Here is a 21,646-nt window from a genome sequence, read left to right as displayed (position 1 = left end):
CAGGTTCTCGCAGGCTAAAGCCTGCGGCTACATCAACGGCTCGCGTCGTCAGGAGTTTGACTCCGAACAGGCGGTGAACAACGGCCGCCACTCGGAGCCGCGTTTCTTCAACACGTTCGACAGGTACTCCTGCCAGACGATCTTGTCCTTCTCTTCGTCCTTCACGACAGCCCCTTGCAAGCCGGCCGATAGGTCGTGGGCCGAGACTTCGCCGCTGCCGAAGTGCCCGGCCAGGGCCATGCCGTTCGCCAGCACGGAGATCGCTTCGGCGGTGGACAGCACGCCGCTCGGCACCTTCAACTTGCTCTTGCCGTCGAGCGTTTGGCCGGCCCGCAGTTCACGGAAGATGGTGACGACCTGCGTGACCGCGTCCTCACTCGGCGGGGCGGCCTTCAGTTCGAGGTTGGTGCCGAGTTCCTTCACCCGCTTGCGGACAATCTCGACCTCGGTTTCCAGCGTGTTCGGGGTCGGTAGGACGACCGTGTTGAACCGCCGCTTGAGGGCGGCCGACATGTCGTTGACGCCGCGGTCCCGGGTGTTGGCCGTGCCGATGATCGAAAAGCCCTTCGCCGCGGGCACCTCGGTCGCCAGTTCCGGCACCGCGACGCGCTTCTCGGAAAGCAGCGAGATGAGCGCGTCCTGCACTTCGGCGGCGCAACGGGTGATTTCTTCGAAGCGGGCGAGGGTGCCGGACTCCATCGCCCGGAAGACCGGCGACTTGATGAGCGCCTCCGGGCTCGGCCCGCGGGCGATCAGCATGGCGTAGTTCCAGGTGTAGCGAATCTGCTCTTCCGTCGTGCCGGCCGTGCCTTGCACCACCTTCGTTGAATCGCCGTTGATGGCGGCCGCGAGGTGTTCGGACAGCCACGACTTCGCCGTGCCGGGTTCGCCGATGAGCAACAGCGCCCGGTCGGTGACGAGTGTGCTGATGGCGATTTCGACGAGCCGCTTGTGGCCGATGTACTTTGGCGTGATGGTCATCGTGCCGGCCTTGCCGCCGGTGATGTACGTGGCGACGGCCCGCGGCGACATCTTCCAGTTGGGCGGCTTCGGGTGGGTGTCGGTCTTGGCGAGTTGCTCCAACTCCTCGGCGTACAGCACCTCGGCCGGCGCGCGGAGCATGTTGCCGGTCGCGGCCGGCGGGGTCGGGGCGGGGGCGTCGTCGGCTTTCTTCTTGGCCATGAGCGGGCACTCGGGGAAAGAATGTTCGGGAGCAGGATGGTTACTCGGACTTGGTTCGCAACTTGTGGATCATTTCTAGCCAGTGGTTCGATTCGTGCTCGGGCAGGGTTGCGGCAAATTCTTCCAGGCGCGTGATTGCTTCTTTCGGCAACTGCGGGATGGAATTGGCGAACCAGTAGTAGTGGTAGTACGGGGTTTTCTTCCCTCGTTTGCCGAGGCCCGCAAAGAACGCCTCGACCGCGTTCGGGTGGCGCAAGTCGATGAGCGTGGTGACGTGTTGCTGAACGTCGATCGGCGTTTTGGCTTTCTTGAGGGCCGCGTCGAACTCGGCCTTCGCGAACGCCTGAGCAGCGGCGTGGCCGGGTTGCGCCAGCGACTGAACGAGGTCTAGCCGCTTGATGCCGACGGCCAAGTCGAGCCACCGCGGGTCATAGGGCGTTTTCGGGTGATACGGGCCGTTGTCATCGTCGTCTTCGTCGTCCCGGTTGCGGTGGTGAGGGTCGCACTCAATGCCGTCGATGACGGCTTCCCGCTTCGCCCACGCGGGGTCTTTTGCCTTCTTCTTCTCGTCCACCTTCGCCGTCATGTACGGCGAGAAGGTGTCGAACAACTTCGCCGAGGTGAGGCACCCACGGCCGGCAGTGAACGCATGCTCGAGTTCGTCGGCCGTCAGATCAGCATGGGCGGCGACCAAGGCTTGCCGGATGGCCTTCGAGCCGTCGGCCATCACCTGCACGACTGTCTCGCCGATGTCGCTGCCCGAGAATGTGGCCCCCTTGGTCTTCGCCAGTTCGCCGCGGCGGGCGAAGACGTCGAGGATCAACGCATCGGCGGCCGGGTGCTCTCCCTTCGGGAAGCAGCAGAAGAGGTGAACGATCCGTTCAACGGCCGTGCTAATCTGCTTCTTGTCCTTCAGTTTCGGCACGCTGTCCACGGCAGAGCGAATCTCGGTCGCGAGGACGGCCACGAGTTTCGGGTTCGTTCCGTGTTCGATCGCGGCGGCGGCAATTTCGTAGTCTTTGCCCGCGACCGCCTTCGCCAGCACCGCGACCGCGTCCGGTTTGTCGATCCCGGCGAGTGCCCGGTACGCGGCGGCGCGAACGTCCTGGGCTTTCGCCGCCGCCTGTTCGAGGAGGAACGACAGGTCGTCGGCTCCCAGGCACGCGATCGCGGCAACTTTCACTTCCTTGGACCCGCCGTCGAGTGCGGCCTTTACCAACTCCTTCGCGCCGGCGGGGTCGATGGCGTGCATCAACGTCAGCCGCCGCGGGTGGCCTTTCGTGCCCTTCAGATCGTACTTCGCGCGAAGCTCGGGCAGGATCGCTTTGCCGTACACGGGCAGCACCTTCTCGGCGATCAGTTCGGCGATTTCCGGGTACGGGTCGTCGAGGGCCGCGAGGGCGGGCTTCACGAGCCGCAGGTCGCGGAACAGGCCGCGATCGTGGGCGTCCTTCACCAACTCCAGACGGCCGGACCCGGTGCTGCTGAGGGCTTCGAGCAGCGGCTTCAGCACGCGGGCACTCGTCTGCACGATGCTGCCGCCGAGGTCGGTCGTTTCCACCGCTTCGAGTTTGCCGGCAAGGCCGGTTTCGCCCTGCGTGTACAGCACCGCGTTGACCAGCGACGTGAGTTCGAGCAGCGCCTCGGCCGACGACGCTTCCGGGCCGTCGATGACCTTCGTGGCCGCTTCCGCGACCTTCGCGAAGATCGGTGCCTGCTTGCCGGCCTGTTCGAGCGGCGGCAGGAGTTTCTTCAGCCGGAAGTCGCCGCGGGTGACGACGCTGCCGGCGATGGCGAGCCGGCGGGCTTCGGTGTAAACCTGCGTGAGAACGGCGATGCTCATGAGAGAGTTCCGAGGAGTTCTTAACCACAGAGGACACAGAGAGCACAGAGGAAAACAGGAGTTATTCAGAAGACCAAAACAATTCTTGTGTCTTCTCTGTGGCCTCTGTGCTCTCTGTGGTTAAGCGTTTTAAAGCGTTAGTCGGATCACGGCGTCGGCGGTCACGACGCTCAGGGGTTTTACCCGAAGTTGTCGCGTGTCGAGGTCGTGGCGGAAGCGGGCGATGAGTGTTTGCCCGGCGAACGTCGCCTTCGGCAGCAGCGGCAGCATCGCACAACTCGGTGGCTCTTCGGCCATGCCGGCGTCGGTCAGTACCAACCGCTCGCCCTTCGCGTCCTCGATCACGTACTCGTCGCCGACCTTGCCGAGCGTTTTGAAGTTCAGGGCGAAGATCGGCGTGCGGTCGGCGAGCGGGGCTTTGAGGGCGGCCTTCACGTCCTTCACCGCGGCGGCAAAGTCGGCCCGGCCGTGGTTGCGGACGGTCTGCAAGTCCTTCGGGTCGAGCGGGCGTTGCGTCAGGCCGTCCCAGCGGATACGGGGGTTCACGCTGCCGGGGTACACGCACAGTTCCTTGATCTGCGCGACGGCGAAGAAGCTGTCCTCGCTCTTGATGTGCTTGGCCGCCTTCAGCGGGCGGAGGGTTTGCGTCACGCGGATGCGGCCGTTGCCGAGGGCCATCCAGATGCCGGTGTCGATGAACTCTTGGCGGGCCGGATCGAAGTGCGAGTTGAACGCGAGTTGCACCAACTCGGCGTCCGGCTCGACGAGGCCGGCGGCCTTGAGTTCGGTGAGTTGCCAGGCGTGCCCGAGCCACGCGGCGATGGCCGTGTCGGTCGGCACGCTCAGGTTCGGGTCTTCGAGTTGCTTCGTCAGGTACGCCCGGCCCTGCTTGATGATCGCGTGCAGCCGACCGAGTTGGTCGAGGGCTTCGGTGTAAACCTTCTCGCTCTTGGTCGCGCTGCCGCCGGTGGCGAACTTCCCCTCGTCGTCGGCGAAGAGTTGCGTGTAGCCGAAGAGGGCCGCCCGTGCCCCCGGCAGGTACACGTCGCCGAGCCGCTTGGCCTGCTGCTCCATCTGGCCGGCGAGCTTCGCGTTCATGTTGCCGATGCCGACGCGGACCATGTCGTGCGTCAGTTTCTCTAGCGTGTCGATGCCGTCGAGTTGCGTCTTCACCTTCTTCGCGAGCGCGGCCACGTTCACTTGCTTCGGCTTCGTCGCTTCCTCGGCCTTCTTCTCGACGCGGCCTTGCAACTTCTCGCGCTTCGCTTGCAGGTCCGGCGGAACGGGAGCCGTGGGGAAGGGCTTCTTCTGGGCGAAGGCGTACATCAGGCCGAGGCAGTGCTTGCACGGGAACTGGCGGCTCGGACAACTGCACCGGTACGTCGGTTGGTCGGGCCGGGCGAAGTCGGCCGAGCATTGATAGGGCAGTTTGCCGCTGCCCTGGCACTCGCCGAAGAGGAGGTCGCCGTCGGGAGAGAGGTTGAACTTGTTGAACTTCTTCTTCACCACGAGGCCGCGGCCGTTCTTGCCGGCGTCGGCGTTCGGAGCCGCGGCGTCCACGTACGCTTCGTCGAGGGCGATCATGTCGCTCTCCGTGCGGGGAGGTTGTGTCGGGATTGCGGCGATTGTAGCCGAGGGCAAGGGCCGGTGCAATTACCGTAGTGAGAAGAAATGGTGATCGAATTTCGGCGATTGTAACTGCCTTGTAAAGCCCGCCCGCGGGTCCTATCGCCGCGACTCGAACGGGAGTACCATCAACAGATCGGGCCTGAGTTTCTGGAGGGTCGTAACATGCTCTGCAAATGGGTTCGGGTGTCGCTGGTCGGTTGGTCCCTGGCCGTGTTCGCCTGGGGAATGACAACTCCGGCCGCGACCGCGAAGGAACCGGAGGGCTTCGTCGTCCACGAGTGGGGGACGTTCAGCACGTTCTCCGGGGCCGACGGCACGCCCCTCAAGTTCACCCCGAACGACACCGACTTGCCCCCGCTAGTCTTCGATGAACGCCGGCCGATTGTCAACAGCAAGCGAGTCGATTCGTTCAAGCCACCGCGTGCAGCCCAGTCTTCGATCCGAGCATCCGGGGTGAACCCGTAGCCCAAGTGGGTCGGTTCCGAGCGGGTGACGACTGCCCCAACTACAGTCGAGTGGCCGACGGGTCGGCAACCCAGGACTAGACCGAGCGCGTCGTCACACCGCGGGCTCGCAGTGGTTCTCCTCTTCTCCTCGCCAGCTCTTGGCTCGTTACGCCGCCGCCTTCACCGGCTGCACCTGATGGAACAGCCACCGCACCCACCGGTTGGCGACGGCCGCGGCCACCACGCTCCCCGGCTTGCCCCGGCCCTTCATGTCGGCCGCCAGTTTCTTCCACCGGGCGTCGTACCGCACCAGCCGGTGGGCGGCCTCGATGAGCACGACCCGCAGCTGCGGGTTGCCGGCCTTGATCAGCCCGGCGTCGGCCTGCTTCTGGCCGCTCGACGCGTTCCGCGGCGACAGCCCGCAGAACCGGGCCGCCTGCTTGCCCGTCCGGAACCGGTCGAACCGCCCGATCTCGGCCCGGATGGTGGCCGCCGTGACCAGGCCGATCCCCTTCATCGTCAGCAGATTCACGACCAGGGCATCCTCGGCGGTGACCTGGGCCAGGCGTTGCTCGGCCGCCTTGACGTCGCCGGCCAGGGCCTTCAGGCGGCCCAGGTGCCGGTCCATCACCCACCGCGTCTGCTCGCTCAGGGCGGCGTCGCGGGTCAGCCACGTCAGCCACGCCACCGTCCACGGGTTCACGCCCTCGGGGGCGGCTACCCGGTTGTCGCGGAGCAGGGCCCCGATCCGCAGCTTGACGTTCCGCCGCTCGCCGACGAGCTGCTGGCGGTACCGGACGAGCCGTCGCAGTTCGCGGACCTCGGCCGGGGCGTGCCACACCTTGGGCAGGTACCCGACCCGCTCCAGGTCGGCGAGCATCTTGGCGTCCGAGTAGTCCGTCTTGTCCGGGTTGCCCTTCATGCGGGCCACATACCCGGGGTGGGCCAGGTCGACCAGCCACCCGGCTTTGGTCACCAGTTCCTCGGCCAGATCGGCCGACCCGCTGCACGCCTCGATGGCCGCCCGCACGTCGGTGCCGAACCGGGCGACGGCGTCGCGGATGGCCCGCCAGTCGTTCGCGCAACTCTGGTTGAGCAACACGCGGCCGCCGCGGTCCAGGGCGCACACCTGGACGGACAGGGTGTGGTAGTCCAGGCCCACGAAAACGGGGCCGGTCGTCGTTGCCGCGGGCATGGCTGGTCCTCGAAGGTGTGGTCCTGTTGATGGTGACCACACCCACCCTCTCCGGCAACCAGCGTTCATCCCCATCTACAGCATGCGGCACCTCGTCAAAGGTGGTGTGGCCGACGCGCTCGTGAGCTTGGAGACGCCGGTTCTGTACTTCTACACCGACCGCGACCGGACCGCGTCGGTCCACGTCGAGTTCCCGAAGGGGAGCATGACGGACTGGTACCCGCAGACGAGTCGGCCGCCGTCCCGCCAACTGCGGTGGGACAACATTCGCGTGCTGGCGAAGGACCGCCCGGCCCTGTCGCCGGAACGCGATCCACGGCGGTACTTCGCGGCCCGTGAGACGGACGCGGCCACGGTGCAGGCGACGAACCCGGACACGAAGAAACTGGAGAACGAAAAATTCCTGTTCTACCGCGGCGTTGGCGACTTCGAAATGCCCCTGGAGGTTCGGGCGAAGGGGCAGGGCGCTTTCACGATCAAGAACACCGGCCGGCACGCTGTCCCCGGTCACTTCCTCGTGAGCGTTCAAGACCGTAAGGTCTCGTTCGCGGCCCTTGGACAACTCGCGTCCGGGGCCGAGGAGAAGGCCGCACTGCCCGCGGAGGCTTCGACGAGCGAGAAACTTGCGGACGCGATGGTGAAGCTGTTGGTCGAACAAGGGCTGTACGAGAAGGAAGCCCGTGCGATGGTGAAGACGTGGCAGGCAGACTGGTTCGGCGAGAACGGCACGCGGGTGCTGTACCTCGTCGCGGAGACGGTCACGGAAGAACTCTTGCCGCTCAAGATCGACCCGAAGCCGGATCGCCTCGTCCGCGTGTTGGTCGGCCGGCACGACATTCTGACACCTGAACGCGAGGCGGAAGTCGGTGCACTCGTCAAGCGCCTCAACGGCGAATCGAACGCGGACGCGAAGGCCGCGGACACGGCCCTGAGCAAGCTCGGGCGCTACCGCTTCGCGGCCCAAACGGCGGCCGAACGGCGGGCATCCGGGAGGTGATCCCGTGACCGCTCTCCTGACACATTCGGGTAAACGGCACGCGATTCGACTTGCATTTCGAGTGTGAAGATGCAATGTAGAGGGCCGCTCGCGGGAGGGCGCATCATTTCCCCTCCCCCTTCCGACCGGCGGGGGCCACCGGATGAAATCGCTCGTGTTGGGTTTGCTTTTGATCGCGACCGTCACGTTTGTCCTGTCCGCGAGTCGCGACTACCGACGCGATCAACGTGAGATTCAACGACTCACCCGTGAGGCCGAGCAACTCGACGTGCAGGTCGAGGCGGCGCAGGCCCGACAAGCGATGCGCTTTATCGAGTTGCGGCAGGAGAATGAGTCGGGCGTTCGCGATCTCGTCTGGCATCAACCGCGATAACGAACCGATCCGGGTCACGATCACCAACCCCTCGCGGGATGAATCTTCGTCCCCCGCCTGACCCGAGTTGACGGCATTTCGTTCACCCGACGACGCGGGCGGAAAAATCACATGCTAGCTTCGAGGTGGTTGAATCTTTCAACGACGAAACAACCCGAACGAAGTCGCCCATGACTCCATCGCCCACGGCCGCCCACAAGCAGCCCCAGCCGGAATGCGCCACTGATGAGAGTGCGAACGGCCCCGCGGAGCTGCTGACCCAGGATTACCTCGACGGGTTCCCCCCAACAAACCTCTCGGAAGGCCCAGGAGATCTGCCGGGGACGCTCGTCACGTCGGTGGTGCGCCCACCCAGTGCGACCGATTCCGGTTTCAACCCCCCGACGACCAACGTCAGCGTGGCGGGCATTGGCCAGTCCGATCTCAAGTTGGCGGCGTCCGAGACCGACGATGAAGCGCTGATGTCGTTCCCGAAGGTCGGGACGGTATTCCTCGGCTTCCACCTCCTTGAAGAACTCGGTCGCGGCGCGTTCGGCCGCGTGTACCTCGCCGAGCAGGGCGACCTCGCCGCTCGCCGCGTGGCCCTGAAGGTCGCCCGCGAGATGGTCACGGAATCGCAGACGCTCGCCCAGCTTCAGCACACGAACATCGTCCCGATATACTCGTTCCACCAGATCGGGCCGTTGCAGGCGGTGTGCATGCCGTACTGCGGTCGCGTGACGCTCGCGGACGTTCTCCAGCACGTCGCCAGTCAGCCGAACTTGCCGAGTTCGGGCCGCGAGATCCGCAGCACGCTGAACCGGCGGGTGGGTAACTCGACCTACGGCCCGCTGCCCGCGTCGTCCAAGGCTCCCCCGCAGTCGGCAACGCCCTCGACCGCCCCGCCGGTTCTCGAACTCATCAGTCACGCGGCCGAGGGGTGGAACCGACTCGAAGAGTTGTCCTACGTCGAGGCGATCCTCCTCATGGGACGGCAAATCCTCGACGGCCTGGCCCACGCGCACGAGCGGGGCGTCCTCCACCGCGACTTGAAGCCGGCCAACGTCCTGCTCACGGACGAGGGGCGGCCGATGCTCCTGGACTTCAACCTGTCGAACGACACGAAGGCCAGCGGCGAACGCGCCCAGGTCGGCGGGACGCTGCCGTACATGGCACCCGAGCACCTCGCCGCCTTCGCCGGCGAGCGGCACGTCGGCGTGGTGGACGAGCGGAGCGACGTCTTCTCGTTCGGCGTGATGCTGTACGAACTGCTGACCGGCCGGCGGCCCTTCGGAACCCACGCGGGGACGGTCCGAACCGTGCTGCCGTTGATGATTCAAGACCGCCGCCAGTTTCGCCTGCAAGTGCGGGGCGTGAACCCGGCCGTGTCGCCCGCGGCGGAAGCGATCGTCCTGAAGTGCCTGGCCCCGAACATGTCCGATCGCTACCAGTCGGCCGACCACGTTCGGGAAGACCTCGACCGCCAACTGAACCACCTGCCCCTGAAATACGCCCCCAACCCGTCGGCCCAGGAGCGCGTCCAGAAGTGGGTCCGCCGCCACCCGCGGGCCACGTCTTTGACGAGCGTTGGGGCGGTCGCGGCCGGCTTGCTGGTCGGTTGCGGCGGTGTGGCCGCGTATTACCGCGAGCAGGGCCGCGACACACGGGCGGCAGTCCAGTTGGCGGAACACCGGACCGCCTTCGCGGACGCGCAATTGTTCCTCGACGACCGCAACCAGTCACGGCCCCGGCTGAACGAAGCGGTCCAGCGGTTAAACGGGTTGCTCGATCGTTACCAGGTTCCCGCCGACGGGAAGACCGAGGAATGGCTCGCGACCGACGCGGTGCGGCGGTTGCCGGCCGCCGACCGGGAGAAGGTGCGAGACGACGTGGGCGAGACGTTCTACTTGCTCGCGGAAACGGCGATGCTTCAAGCCCTGGCCGCCGGGGACACGCCGGCGCGGGAGGACTTCACGCGGCAGGCGACGACCTGGAACGCCGCCGCCGCCCGGTACGCGGAGGGCCGACTGCCGCGGAGCGTGAAGGAGCAGCAAGCCGCCCTCGCCGAACTTCAGGGGAAAGCGGACGCGGCGAAGCGCTTGCGTCTCGAAGCTGCGGCCGAACCGCTGACCTCGTCGCGCGACCAGTACCTGACCGGCGAAGGACTGTCGCGGCTGGGCCGGAACCGCGACGCCTTGACGTACCTTCAGGCCGCCACCCAGACTGATCCGAAGAACTTCTCGGCGTGGTTCGTCCGCGGCACCGTTCATCACACGATGGGGCAAGACGATCTCGCGGCGATGGCCTTCAGCGCTTGCCTGGCGATCCGCGACGATTTCGCCCCGGCGTGGCTCAACCGCGGGCTGGCGTTCACACGGCTTCGGTTCCACAAACTCGCCCGCGAGGACTACGACCGGGCCATCCGCCTCGACCCGAACCTGACGGAAGCCTACGTCCTGCGGGCAACGGCGAAGGACGCCGTCGGCGATCTGGCGGGGACGGAGAGCGACCTGACGAGCGCTCTGGAAACGACCGCACCGCCGGTCCGGGCTTACTTCCTGCGGGCCGACGTGCGGGCGCGGCGGGGGAACCAGACCGGGGCGGACCAGGACCGGGCGACCGGGCTGGCCCTCAAGCCGACGGACGAACTGAGTTGGATCGGGCGGGCGGAGTTACGAGCCCAAGAGAACCCGACGGAAGCCCTGGCCGATGTCGAGCAAGCACTGACCCTGAACCCGTTCTCGCTCGACGGCCTGCAAATGAAGGCCCACCTACTCGCCGAACATTTGAAACGGCCCACGGAGGCGCTGGCCGTACTCGACCGGGCCGTGCAGTTCTACCCCGAGTCGGCCCCGGCACGGGCCGGCCGCGGAGTGCTGCTCGCGCGGTTGGGCAAGCGAGACGCGGCCCTTCGCGATGCCCGCGATGCGCTCTTGGCCGACCTGCACGCGCCCAACCAGTATCAGGTCGGGTGCATCTACGCCCTCACCTCAAAGACCCATCCGGGCGACCGCGATGAGGCGTTCCGCCTCCTTTGGGCCGGGCTGAAGTTGGGCTTCGGCCGCGACATCTATCAGACCGATTCCGACCTCGATCCGATCCGCAACGATCCGGCCTTCGCCCGCATGATCGAGCGTGTTGCCGAACTGGAACGGATCGAGCGATAACCCGTTACCGAAACCTAACGCGAGCGAGTCATTGCGTCCGTCGGACGCGGGGCTCGCTCGAATTTTTTTCCGAGATTCTCTCCGACCATAGCCTGTTAACCGTGTCGCGACGCGGTGTCAGTTGCCCTCGAATTTCAGGTGATTTCCTTCGTTCCCCGGCGCAAATGGTTGACGCGGTTCTTCGCCGATCTCACCTTTTCACCGCGGCCAATCACGCTCAGACAGTAACCGAAAAATTGCCCGTGAGCGTCAGGTAAACCCCTCGATTATGTGCCAGAGTCCCTTGCGAAGAAAACAGTATTGGCGTCTACCACCTGCCATAGTGAGCCCACACTCATGCGTCGGAATTCTTTCGGTATTGGCTTCACGTCGTTGGAAGATCGCTGCGTTCTCTCGATCTTCGGTACACCCTGGGCAGACCCGGAACACCTCACCCTGAGCCTGGTGCCCGACGGCACGGCGACGGAAGTCGGCGCCAGTTCACTGGTGAGCACGCTGACCGCTGCTGACTCGCCCGGCTGGGAGCGAGAGTTGTACCGGGCGTTCCAGACGTGGGCCTCGTACACCAACATCAACATTGGCCTGACCTCGGACAACGGTGCGCCGCTCGGCTCGCCGGGGGCCGTTCAGGGTGCCAAGGGGTTCGGCGACATTCGGATTTCCGCCGCTCCGCTCGGCCAAGATGCGGAAGCCCACGCCTCGCCGTTCAGTTGGACGGGGACGACCTACAGCGGCGACGTGGTTCTCAACAGCAACGACAACTTCACGACCGGGTCCCGGACGGATGGGTACGACCTCTTCTCCGTGGCCCTTCACGAAGCCGGGCACACACTCGGCCTGGCGCACTCCACGGACCCGGGGTCGGTGATGAACGAGAACTACTCGGTGCACAACGGCCTGGCCGCGTCCGACATCGCCGCGATCCAGGCCCTCTACGGGCCGCGTACCCCGGACGCTTACGATGCCGCAAGGAGCAACGACACCATCTTGACCCCAACCGTCCTTTCTTCCGGGCTGTTAGCCGGCAAGGTCGTCGCGGACGCGGACCTGACGACCTCATCGGACGTCGACTTCTACCGCTTCGCCTCGCCGGTCCTGGGCGGCACGGCGAACGTCACCCTTCAAGCGGCCGGGCTGAGCATGCTGAACGCGAAGGTGACGATTTACAATTTCGCCGGCCTGCCCATCGCCTCGGCCACCAGTACCGACCCGAAGAACAACGACCTGACCGTGAAGTTCACGACCAGCCTTCTCGGCGGGACGTACTACGCCAAGGTGGAAGCAGCCTCCCAGAACGTCTTCGGCACCGGCGAGTACCGCCTGACCGTCAGCCCGGGGACGATACTCACGCCGCTTCTTTCGAGCCTGCTCGCCCCGCTCACGGACGGAAACACGAACGACACGCTGGCGACGGCCACGGACCTCACCGGCCAATCCGCCGGTCGCAAGGATCAGCGGTTCGATGCCACCTTCCGGGGCGTCATTGAGAACGCCCGAGACGTGGACGTGTACCGTGTCAAGGCTCCGACCACGACTGATCCGCGGGGCTTGAACGTGATCGTGTGGGGCACCGACGCCACGCCGGTGAACTCCCGCGTCCGCATCTACGACGCGAACAAGAACCTCGTTCCCTTCGAGGTTCTCGCGAACGACACCGGGCTGTTCAGCGTCCGCGTGGCCTCGGTCACGCCGGGGTCCACGTACTACGTCGCCGTGCAAGGCCGGGACAGCAGCCAAACGGGTGCGTACTTCGTCGGGGCCGACTTCAACAACAACACGGCCCCGACCCTCGACGTGGTCGAGAGCAACTCGCTCACGGCCGGTTCGACAACGTCCACGACGCTCAACGTCACCTCGGCCAGCATCTTTCAATTCGGGCTGGCGGCGAACGGGTTGACCGGCGGCGTGACGATGACGGTGCTCGACGCGAGCGGGAACGTGGTCTTCACCCTGGACGCGGCGACGGGCCAACCGCTCACGACCACCGTCCGCCAACTCGGCGTGGGGACTTACACGGTCACGTATTCCTACCGCGGCCAGGCCACCCCGGCGGTGCTGGACTACGAGATGCTCATGTTGCGATTGAGCGACAACATCGGGCCGCGAGCCACGCAGACGACGAGCACGAGTTCGTCGTCGAGTTCGTCATCGACCACCAGTTCGAGCAGTTCGGGCTACAGCTACTCTTCGACTTCCTCGACCCAGCCGAGCAGTTCGGCCACGATGTACAACGGATCTTCGAACAGCCAACCCTCGGGCACGGCCTACTCCTACTAACGAGAACGCCGCACCAGCGGATGGATGAGGGCCGCGCCGTTCAGGCGCGGCCCTTGTTGTTTCAGCACTCCTACCAACCCCGCACGCGCTCGACCCGCGCGTCGTACCCGCGGTGTTCGAGGTGATGGGCCGCGCGGTATGCGTCGTCGCGGTCGCGGTACGTACCATACAGGTGCCAGTGGCCGTGGTGGCGGACGAAGACTTGATACCGGCCGTGGCCGTAGGCGGGTGAGCCGTAAGCGACGGGGACGATCGCCGGCGGGGCGGCGTTCACGCCCGCGGTGACGGCGAGCACGGTCAGGGCGGAGAGCAAGAGTTTGCGAAACATGGCGGTTCCTCCTCAGATGTTGGGCAGGCTTTCGTGAGCCTTTCCGTCGAGAGAACGACCGCCGGACCTCAAGTTTGCGCGGCAACCTGCCGACAACCGGCTGCGAGGACTTCCCCGTGATTCAATTTCATGCGACGGCCGTGGAAGTCTTCTCCGAGGAAGAGGGGATCGTCACAGTTCACTTCGACGATCAGGGCGACCACTACCTGCAACTTCAATATCCCGAAGTGGACGACCCGATCGAGTTCGAGCATGGGTACGGCAACGTGTACGTGGAAGTGGACGATCAGATCAACTCCGGCTTCAACTGCTTCTCACGGGCCGAGCTAACGCGGGGCGGGTTCCGCCTCGTCTTGGCCCGAGACCCCGCTCTTGAACGCCTTGGGGAAGTAGTCGCGACATTCGACCTCGACGGGACTGCGTTCGAAGAGCTTCGTGCGGCTCTGCGGCAGGCATTTCGCGCGTTCGATCGCTTCACCGTAAGTTTGGACGCTCCCGCGTGAACGAACCATCGGGTTCGTAAATCCTGAAACGATCAGGTGATAAAGGTTCTGCACCTGTCGCCTTCATCACTTCTTTACGGCTCGGTCGGCGTTTTCCTCTCGACGCCGTCGTTGGTCTCGCATCCAATGAGAGGATTGGGTCTAATATGTTTGGATGAATGCCCTTGTCCCACGGACGGTAAGGATGACTCATGGCAAACGCAAGTTCTGCCCTCTCCATCCTCGTTGTGGACGACTCCCGCGACACGGCCGAAAGTACGGCCGAAATGCTGTCCCTTTATGGCTACACGGTGAAGATCGCCGTGAGTGGTAAGCAAGCCCTGCGGTTGGCGGCCGCCCGGTCGCCGGACGTGATCCTTCTTGATATTGCCATGCCCGAAATGGACGGCTGCGAGATGGTCCGTCGCCTGATCGCGAAGGCGGACGCGAAGCGGCCGTTTCTAGTGGCCGTCACCGGCCGCGAGGGGGAAGACGATCGGCAGCGGGCGATGCAAGCCGGCGTCGATCTTTACCTCGTCAAACCTGTGGAACCGGCCGCCCTGATCGGGATGTTAGACCGGCTCAATCGCTTCCTCGCACCCTCGATTCCGACGACCAAGAGCAAACTCCACACGGCCCTCAGTACAGTGCCGTCGGCCCCGCACGTGGAGAACGCGCCGGCCTTACCCGATCAGTAACGGGTCCGGCCGGCGGAGCCAGTTCGCGAACACCACCGCGAGGGCCAGGTCGGGCAACCCGACGGCGACGGCCTGCGGCGGGAGGTTCCCGCCGGCCGCCAAGGCCATGAGCAGGAGTGCGAACGCGGCCTTCCCGGCCGCGCCGACCGTGAGGAAGGTCCGGTCGATCCGCCCGCGGTAGCCCTGCCAAAAGTATGCCACCCCGAACAGCAGAATCCAAATCGAGAGTACGCCCAGGTAGAGAGGGTGCGATTCGGGTAGCCCCAGCGACTCGCGCAGAAACGAGCAAGGCGGGGCGAAGATCGCCGCGCCCGAGACGTTCATCGGCAGACAGGCCATGAGCACGTATTTCATAAGCAGCCTGGATAATTAAAAAGCGATGACCTCTTCGCAGGGGTGCAACGCGGCCTTCTCACTTTTCATAACATTTCTTTCTCACCGCCAGACTCGTTGGTTCGAACAACTACACCGAATTCGAGTTCCCGACATGCGAACGCTCTCCCGCCGTTCGGTTCCCGTGCTTGCGGCCCTGCTGATGGCCACATTCAGTGTGACCGCCGCCGACAGCCCCCGGCCGACACGGGCCGAGGTGTTGGCCGCCACCCTCAAGCCCTACACCGGGCCGACGACGAAGGGCGTGGACACGAGCACGCTCACGGGTAAGGTGGTGTGCGGCTACCAGGGCTGGTTCACGTGCGCCGGCGATAAGGCCGACCGCGGCTGGGTTCACTGGTCGCGGGACCGCAAAGACCTTCGGCCCGGTGCGGCGAGCTTCGACCTGTGGCCGGACGTCTCCGAACTGCCGGCGACCTCGCGGTACGCGACCAGCTTCAAACTGCCCGACGGCAAGCCGGCGGAAGTCTTCAGTTCGCACGATCAGACCACGGTCTTGAAGCACTTCGAGTGGATGCGCGACTACGGCATCGACGGCGTCTTCGTCCAGCGGTTCATCACCGACCTCCGCGACCCGCTCGCCTTGCGGCACAACAATACCGTCCTCGGTCACTGCCGCGAAGGGGCCAACCGCAATGGCCGCGGGTACTCTGTGATGTACGACCTGTCCGGCCTGCGGGTCGGGCGGATAGACGAAGTCATCGAAGACTGGAAGACCCTGCGGACGCAGATGAAAGTGACGGACGACCCGGCCTACTTCCGGCACCGCGGCAAGCCGATCGTTACCGTGTGGGGCGTCGGCTTCAACGACAACCGCTCGTACACGTTGGCCGAGTGTAAGAAGTTGGTCGAGTTCCTGAAGGCCGATGGTTGCACGGTGATGCTCGGCGTACCGACGTACTTCCGCGAGCAGAAGAACGACACCGTCCGCGACAAGGAACTGCACGACGTGCTGGCGCTGGCCGACATCCTCAGCCCGTGGACGGTCGGCCGGTACGGGAAGATCGAGGAGGTCAACCGCTACGCCGAGCGCACCCTGAAGCCGGACGTGGCGTGGTGCCGCGAGAAGAAGCTGGACTTCATGCCGGTCGCGTTCCCGGGCTTCAGTTGGCACAACCTGAAGAAGGGCGCGCCCGTCGATCAGATTTCTCGTCAGAAGGGGGCGTTCCTCTGGTCGCAGTTTGCCGCGATCAAGAAAGCCGGGGCCGAGATGGCTTACGTCGCGATGTTCGACGAGGTCGATGAGGGAACCGCCATCTTCAAATGCACGAACACTGTGCCCACCGGCGACGGCATGCAGTTCGCGACTTTGGACGGCGTGCCGAGTGACCACTACCTGCGGCTGACGGGGCAGGGGGCCAAGATGATCCGCGGCGAGATTCCCGCGGACGCGGCTGTGCCGGCCCCGCAAACGCCAGTGGCTACGAAACCGGCTGACGAGCCGAAGAAAGACAAGCCGGCTGACGAACCGAAGAAGGAGACGAAGCCGACGGTAAAGGGCGAGCTGCCGAAGTGCCCGCCCGATTGGAAGGTCGAAGTGGTGGCAGCCCCGCCGAGGTTGGTTCACCCGTCGGTGGTGTGCTGTGCCCCGGACGGTCGCATCTTCGTGGCCGAAGACCCGATGGACATGGGGGCCGATTCGACCAAGCCGACCGACCGCATCCTCTGCATCCACCCGGACGGCAAGATCACCGTCTTCGCCGAGAACCTGCACGCCGTCTTCGGCCTCGCGTACATCGACGGCAAAGTGTACGTCCACCACTGCCCGAAGTTCAGCGTCTTCACCGACGACCACGGCGTCGGCAAGGATCACAAAATTCTGATCGAGACGACCAACCCGCGGCCGAACACCGGGTTCAACGACCACATCCCGTCGAACATCCGCCTCGGCATGGACGGCTGGCTGTACATGAGCACCGGCGACAAGGGCATCTACGGCGCGACCGGCACCGACGGCAGCAAGGCCGAGATTCGTGGCGGCGGCGTCCTCCGCCTCCGGCCCGACGGCACGCACCTGGAAGTCTACAGCACCGGCACGCGGAATCACCTCGACGTGGCGATCAACGCTGAAGACGAGATTTTCACCTACGACAACACCGACGACGGCAACGGCTGGTGGACCCGCGTCACGCACATGGTCGACGGCGGCAAGTACGGCTACCCGTGGGACTACAAGCCGCGACAAGCCTACACGCTGTGGATGATGACCGACTACGGCGGCGGCTCGCCGACCGGGGCACTCGCGTACAACGAGGACGCGCTGCCGGCGAAGTACCGCGGCAACCTGTTCCTGTGCGAGTGGGCACGCAAGCAACTGCTGCGCGTCACGGTCGAACGCGACGGCGGCTCCTACAAGGTCGTCGGCCGTGAAGACTTCCTGACGAGCGGCAGCACGGAGTTCCGCCCCGTGGGCATCGCCGTCAGCCCGGACGGCATGAGCCTGTACGTGGCCGACTGGAACTACGGCGGCTGGAAGCAGAACGTCACCGCCGGCCGACTGCTGAAGGTGACGTACACCGGCGGCCCGTCACTCGCGGCGGCGAAGCCGGCGTGGTACATCCCCGCGGCGATGGGGCAGAAGTTCGAGGCAACGGCGACCGACCTCGTCGAAGGCTTGAAACACCCCGCGCAGTCCGTGCGGTTGGTCGCCCAACGGCGGTTGGCCGAACGTGCAGCGGACGTCGTACCGGCCTTGCTCGTGCTACTCGCTGATAAGAAGGCCCCCGCTGTCGCACGGTGGTCCGCGATCTGGACCCTCGACGCCATTGGCGGCGGGGCGGCCGGCCGTGAGGGCATCGTGCTGGCTCTATCGGATGATGACGCTTCCGTTCGCCGGCAGGCGATTCGCCAACTCGGCAACTCCGGGGCGAAGATCACCGTCCCGCAACTCGTGAAACTCCTGACCGACGCCGACGCCTCGATCCGCTTCCAGGCGGCGACGGCCCTCGGCCACCTCGGCGACAAGCAAGCTGTCGAACCGCTTCTGCTAGCCCTGGCGCAAACCGACCTGTTCGCCCGGTACGCGGCTTTCACCGCCCTCAACCGCATCGGCCGAACCGATTCCACGGTGTGGGTACGCATCGTGAAGGGGCTGGCCGACACGTCGCCGGCCATCCGCGAGGGGACGGCGTTCGCTCTCCGCGAGACGTTCGACGAGGCGCTGCTAGCCGCCCTCCGCGACTTCGCAGCGGATTCCGCGCAGCCGTCCGCCGGTCGGGTGAACGCTCTCAAACTGTTGGCGAACCTGTCCCGCAAGCCGGTCGCGTGGGACGGCAAGTGGTGGGGCACGCAGCCGGTCAAGACGCCGCGGCCCGCTCACACGGTCGATTGGGCCGGCACGGCGCTCGCCGCGAAGGCCGTTCGCACCCTGCTGAATGACACCGACGCCGACGTGCGGGTGACGGCCGTGGAAGCCGTCGCCACCCTTGGCGATGCCGAATCGACTAAGGAACTGGTCGCCGCGTTCGACAAGAGCACGGACGCCGCCCTGAAGCGGGCCGTGCTGAAGTCGTTGGCCCAGATGAAGTCGTCGGCCGGGGCGGAGTTGATCGCGAAAGTTTTGGCGAAGCCGACGGACAACACCGCCTTCCTGACCGACGCCGTCACGGCGGCAGGGCAGATCGGCGGTTCGAAGATGATCGAAACTCTGACGGAGTTCGCCGGTGCATCCGTCCCGGCCGATGCCCTGGCGAAAGCCCTCGAAGAACTCGGCAGTCTGAACGCCAAGGCGGCCGTGCCGACGGTTGCGAAGCACCTCACCCACACGGACGCGAAGGTGCAAGCCGCCGCAGTCGGGGCGCTGGCGGCAATCGGCGGCGAACCGGCCGTGACCGCCCTCGTACCGCTGTTGGCCGACAAGAAAGCGGACACCCGCCGGACCGCGGTGAAGGCGCTCGGGGCCGTCCGCAATCGGGCCGCCGTCTCGCACCTGTTGAAAGCTTATGCGGACGCGGAAACGAAGGCCGACGCGATCACGGCTCTGACGGCCACGCCAGACCTTCGCGCACTTGATGCCTACCTGGACGGGTTGGCCGACAAGAGTGCCGCGATGCGGGAAGCCTGCCGCACGGCTCTCGGTTCGATCCGCGGCGACGCCCTTCCGTTGATCGAAGCCCGCCTCGACAAAACGCCGGCCTTGACAGCGGCGGTCGTCGCGGACCTGCAACGGGTTTACACCGTGCCGGTGCCGGTCAAGTCGTGGCGCATCCTCGGTTCCTTCGACGAGAAGGCCGAGCCGTTCAAGCCCGGCGAGCCGGACCTGTCGGCCGAAGTGACCGACGACAAGGGGAAGAAGGTCCGCTGGAAGAACGCCCGCGTGGACACGGCCGGCAAGGTCGACCTGCGGCGACAAGGTTTCTCCACGACCGAGAACGTGGCCGCGTTTGCCGTGACCGAAGTCGAAGCCGCCGCGGCCGGCCGGGTCGAGATGCGTGCGGGCAGCGACGACGGCCTTGTCGTCTGGGTCAACGGCAAGAAGGTGTTCGAGAAGCTCGGCAACGGTGCGTACAAGGCCGACGAGTTCCGCATCCGGGCCGACCTGAAGGCGGGCAAGAACCAGATCGTCGCCAAGATCACGCAGGGCGGCGGGCCGTGGGAGTTCTCGATCGCGGTCCCGCAACCGGGCAGCGGGCGGCTGTTCAAGGCTACGGCCAAGGTCGCCGACCCGAAGGAGTACGCCGAGTTCGCGCTGAAGGCGACTGGCGACGAGAAGCACGGCCAGACGATCTTCTACGATCAGAAGGGGGCGGCGTGCATCAAGTGCCACGCAACGGGACTACCCGGCGCCCCCGGCGGTGAAGTGGGGCCGAGCCTCATGGGCGTGGCCGCCAAGTACAACCGGGCGCAACTGATCGAGTCGGTGCTGTACCCGTCGAAGCAAATCCTCGACGGCTACAAGCAGACCCGCATCGTCACGCTCGACGGCCAGACGAAGTTGGGGATCATCCGCGGTGAGACGCCGACAGAACTCACGCTGATCGACGCCGACGGCAAGAAGTGGACGATCAAGAAGGAAGACGTCGATGAGAAGAAGGAACTGGAGAAGTCGAGCATGCCGGACGACCTGCACGGCGGCATGTCGCAGAAAGACTTCTCCGACTTGATCGCGTTCCTGGAGAGCTTGAAGCAGAAGCCGCCAGAAAAGAAATAGTCCATTCAAGTGCGGGCCGGGCAATTGCCCGGCCCGCTTCAATTCAGTCACTTCCCGGTCGCCGTGACGCGCCACACCTTGTTGCTGGCGTCGTCGGCGACGAGCAACGAGCCGTCGGTCGCGACGGCCACGCCGACCGGCCGGCCGTACACTTCGTTCTCGTTCGCGATGAACCCGGTCAAGAAGTCTTCCGCCTCGGCCGCCGCCGGCTTGCCGTCCTGGAACGGCACGAACGCCACGCGGTAGCCGACGAACTTCGAGCGGTTCCACGACCCGTGCTGGCCGACGAACGCCCCGCCCTTGTACTTCGCCGGGAACGCCTTGTCGGTGTAGAAGCAGAGGCCGAGCGAGGCCGTGTGCGAGCCGAGCGGGTAGTCGGGGACGAGCGCCTTCTTGACCAAGTCCGGCCGTTCGCCCTTTCGCCGCGGGTCTTCGTTTTGGCCGAAGTAGGAGAACGGCCAGCCGTAGAAGCCGCCGTCGGTCACGCTCGTTAGATAGTCGGGCACGAGTTCGTCGCCGAGTTCATCCCGCTCGTTGACGGCCGTCCAGAGCTTGCCGGTGGTCGGCTCCCAGCCGAGGCCGACGGGGTTCCGCAAGCCGGACGCGAAAACCCGCAGGCCGGTGCCGTCGAGGTTCATTTCGAGGATGTTCGCCCGCAGCACTTCCTCGGCCGTGCCGTGGTCGCCGGCGTTGCTCGCCGAGCCGACCGTGACGTACAGCTTCGTGCCGTCCTTGTTCGCGACGAGGTTCCGCGTCCAGTGGTTGTTGTACCCGCCCTTCGGCAGGTCGAGGATTTTCAACCCCGGCCCTTCGAGCTTCGTCCACCCGGTCTTGTAGGCGAACGCGAGAACGGCGTTGGTGTTCGCGATGAACAGTGTCTCCTTGACGAGGCACATGCCGAAGGGCTGTTCGAGGTTCTCGGCGAAGACCGTGCGGACCTCCGGTTTGCCGTCGTGATCGGCATCGCGCAAGAGTGTGATCCGGTTGGCCGACGGGCCGACGGCCTTCGACTCTTTCTTCCCCTTCTCCTGTTCCGGCTTGGCCTCCTTCTTCGGGATCGACTTGGCCTCGGCCACGAGAACGTCGCCGTTCGGCAGCACGGCGAACCACCGCGGGCTGTCGAGTTCGTCCGCGAAGAGGCTCACTTCAAACCCGGCCGGGGCGGTGGGCGTCTTACCGGCCGGCCACCCGATGACCTTCGGGTGCTTGACGACCGACGGCGTCGCGTTCGGCGGTGGCAGGGGCGGCACGGCCGTGAGCAGGGGAAGGGCCAGAAGTATTGAGAACATGGTTCACCTGGGTTCGAGGGCAGGCGCGATCGCTCCTCCAGACAAGGCAAACAGAGTACCGTGCCGATTCCCGACGCCCGCGAGTGCGGCGGCACGAAAACTGGGCAGATCCCTGCCTCCGCGTGCGCGAATCGCTGCCGGGGGCGGCCACCAACCGGGTGGAAATGTCGCAGGGCGGCCGTGATCCCGCGCCCGGTCGCGCTCCCCTCGCGTGATGGT

15 protein-coding genes are annotated in these 21,646 nt (G+C 65.5%); 8 read left to right on the top strand and 7 right to left on the bottom strand.

Annotated elements, in window-relative coordinates:
- Positions 1-48 precede the first annotated feature (48 nt).
- From PX52LOC_RS35145 to PX52LOC_RS35135, 3 genes are all read right to left on the bottom strand, one after another.
- The gene (locus PX52LOC_RS35145) at positions 49-1,182 is read right to left on the bottom strand and encodes an ATP-binding protein (protein ID WP_149114459.1); all 1,134 of its coding nucleotides are present in this window, start codon (positions 1,180-1,182) and stop codon (positions 49-51) included.
- A gap of 40 nt (positions 1,183-1,222) precedes the next feature.
- A complete protein-coding gene (locus PX52LOC_RS35140) occupies positions 1,223-3,025 on the bottom strand; it encodes a HEAT repeat domain-containing protein (RefSeq protein WP_149114458.1) in 1,803 nt (600 codons plus the stop codon).
- Between the two features lie 129 nt (positions 3,026-3,154).
- Positions 3,155-4,609, bottom strand: a complete 1,455-nt coding sequence (locus PX52LOC_RS35135; RefSeq protein ID WP_149114457.1) for an SWIM zinc finger family protein — start codon at positions 4,607-4,609, stop codon at positions 3,155-3,157.
- Positions 4,610-4,816: 207 nt separating this feature from the next.
- Here PX52LOC_RS35135 and PX52LOC_RS35130 point away from each other — a divergent pair, with 207 nt between their 5' ends.
- Entirely contained in the window at positions 4,817-5,119 is a 303-nt protein-coding gene (locus PX52LOC_RS35130) for a hypothetical protein (RefSeq protein ID WP_149114456.1), read from the top strand.
- A gap of 147 nt (positions 5,120-5,266) precedes the next feature.
- Here the strand turns inward: PX52LOC_RS35130 and PX52LOC_RS35125 are convergent, their stop codons facing one another.
- Positions 5,267-6,295, bottom strand: a complete 1,029-nt coding sequence (locus PX52LOC_RS35125; RefSeq protein ID WP_149109721.1) for an IS110 family RNA-guided transposase — start codon at positions 6,293-6,295, stop codon at positions 5,267-5,269.
- A gap of 82 nt (positions 6,296-6,377) precedes the next feature.
- On the opposite strand from PX52LOC_RS35125, the gene PX52LOC_RS35120 reads away from it, so the two are divergent.
- The 4 genes from PX52LOC_RS35120 to PX52LOC_RS35105 all read left to right on the top strand — a co-directional run bounded on the left by PX52LOC_RS35120 (position 6,378) and on the right by PX52LOC_RS35105 (position 13,088).
- On the top strand, positions 6,378-7,292 hold the full coding sequence (locus PX52LOC_RS35120; protein ID WP_149114455.1) for a hypothetical protein: 915 nt from the start codon (positions 6,378-6,380) through the stop codon (positions 7,290-7,292).
- Positions 7,293-7,434: 142 nt separating this feature from the next.
- A complete protein-coding gene (locus tag PX52LOC_RS35115) occupies positions 7,435-7,665 on the top strand; it encodes a hypothetical protein (RefSeq protein WP_149114454.1) in 231 nt (76 codons plus the stop codon).
- 170 nt (positions 7,666-7,835) lie between these two features.
- Complete coding sequence (locus PX52LOC_RS35110) at positions 7,836-10,811, top strand: protein kinase domain-containing protein (RefSeq protein WP_149114453.1); 2,976 nt, start codon at positions 7,836-7,838, stop codon at positions 10,809-10,811.
- Between the two features lie 336 nt (positions 10,812-11,147).
- Complete coding sequence (locus PX52LOC_RS35105) at positions 11,148-13,088, top strand: matrixin family metalloprotease (protein ID WP_149114452.1); 1,941 nt, start codon at positions 11,148-11,150, stop codon at positions 13,086-13,088.
- 70 nt (positions 13,089-13,158) lie between these two features.
- Here the strand turns inward: PX52LOC_RS35105 and PX52LOC_RS35100 are convergent, their stop codons facing one another.
- Positions 13,159-13,416, bottom strand: a complete 258-nt coding sequence (locus PX52LOC_RS35100; RefSeq protein ID WP_149114451.1) for a hypothetical protein — start codon at positions 13,414-13,416, stop codon at positions 13,159-13,161.
- A 116-nt stretch (positions 13,417-13,532) separates the two neighbouring features.
- Here PX52LOC_RS35100 and PX52LOC_RS35095 point away from each other — a divergent pair, with 116 nt between their 5' ends.
- The gene (locus tag PX52LOC_RS35095; RefSeq protein ID WP_149114450.1) at positions 13,533-13,919 is read left to right on the top strand and encodes a hypothetical protein; all 387 of its coding nucleotides are present in this window, start codon (positions 13,533-13,535) and stop codon (positions 13,917-13,919) included.
- A gap of 191 nt (positions 13,920-14,110) precedes the next feature.
- Complete coding sequence (locus tag PX52LOC_RS35090; protein WP_149114449.1) at positions 14,111-14,596, top strand: response regulator; 486 nt, start codon at positions 14,111-14,113, stop codon at positions 14,594-14,596.
- Here the strand turns inward: PX52LOC_RS35090 and PX52LOC_RS35085 are convergent.
- Positions 14,582-14,950 carry a hypothetical protein gene (locus PX52LOC_RS35085; RefSeq protein WP_149114448.1) on the bottom strand — a complete coding sequence of 123 codons (369 nt, stop codon included), beginning with the start codon at positions 14,948-14,950 and terminating at the stop codon, positions 14,582-14,584. The genes PX52LOC_RS35090 and PX52LOC_RS35085 overlap by 15 nt on opposite strands.
- A gap of 133 nt (positions 14,951-15,083) precedes the next feature.
- Between PX52LOC_RS35085 and PX52LOC_RS35080 the strand changes: the two genes are divergently transcribed.
- Positions 15,084-20,138: a PVC-type heme-binding CxxCH protein gene (locus tag PX52LOC_RS35080; protein ID WP_168219398.1), complete on the top strand. Its 5,055-nt coding sequence runs from the start codon at positions 15,084-15,086 to the stop codon at positions 20,136-20,138.
- Between the two features lie 47 nt (positions 20,139-20,185).
- Here PX52LOC_RS35080 and PX52LOC_RS35075 read toward each other — a convergent pair whose 3' ends face one another.
- Positions 20,186-21,427 carry a PQQ-dependent sugar dehydrogenase gene (locus PX52LOC_RS35075; RefSeq protein WP_149114446.1) on the bottom strand — a complete coding sequence of 414 codons (1,242 nt, stop codon included), beginning with the start codon at positions 21,425-21,427 and terminating at the stop codon, positions 20,186-20,188.
- Positions 21,428-21,646 lie beyond the last annotated feature (219 nt).

Source organism: Limnoglobus roseus, from assembly GCF_008254045.1.
Classification (GTDB): Bacteria; Planctomycetota; Planctomycetia; order Gemmatales; family Gemmataceae; genus Limnoglobus; species Limnoglobus roseus.
Note: the sequence above shows the minus strand (reverse complement) of the source record. Positions and strands in the feature narration are given on the sequence as shown.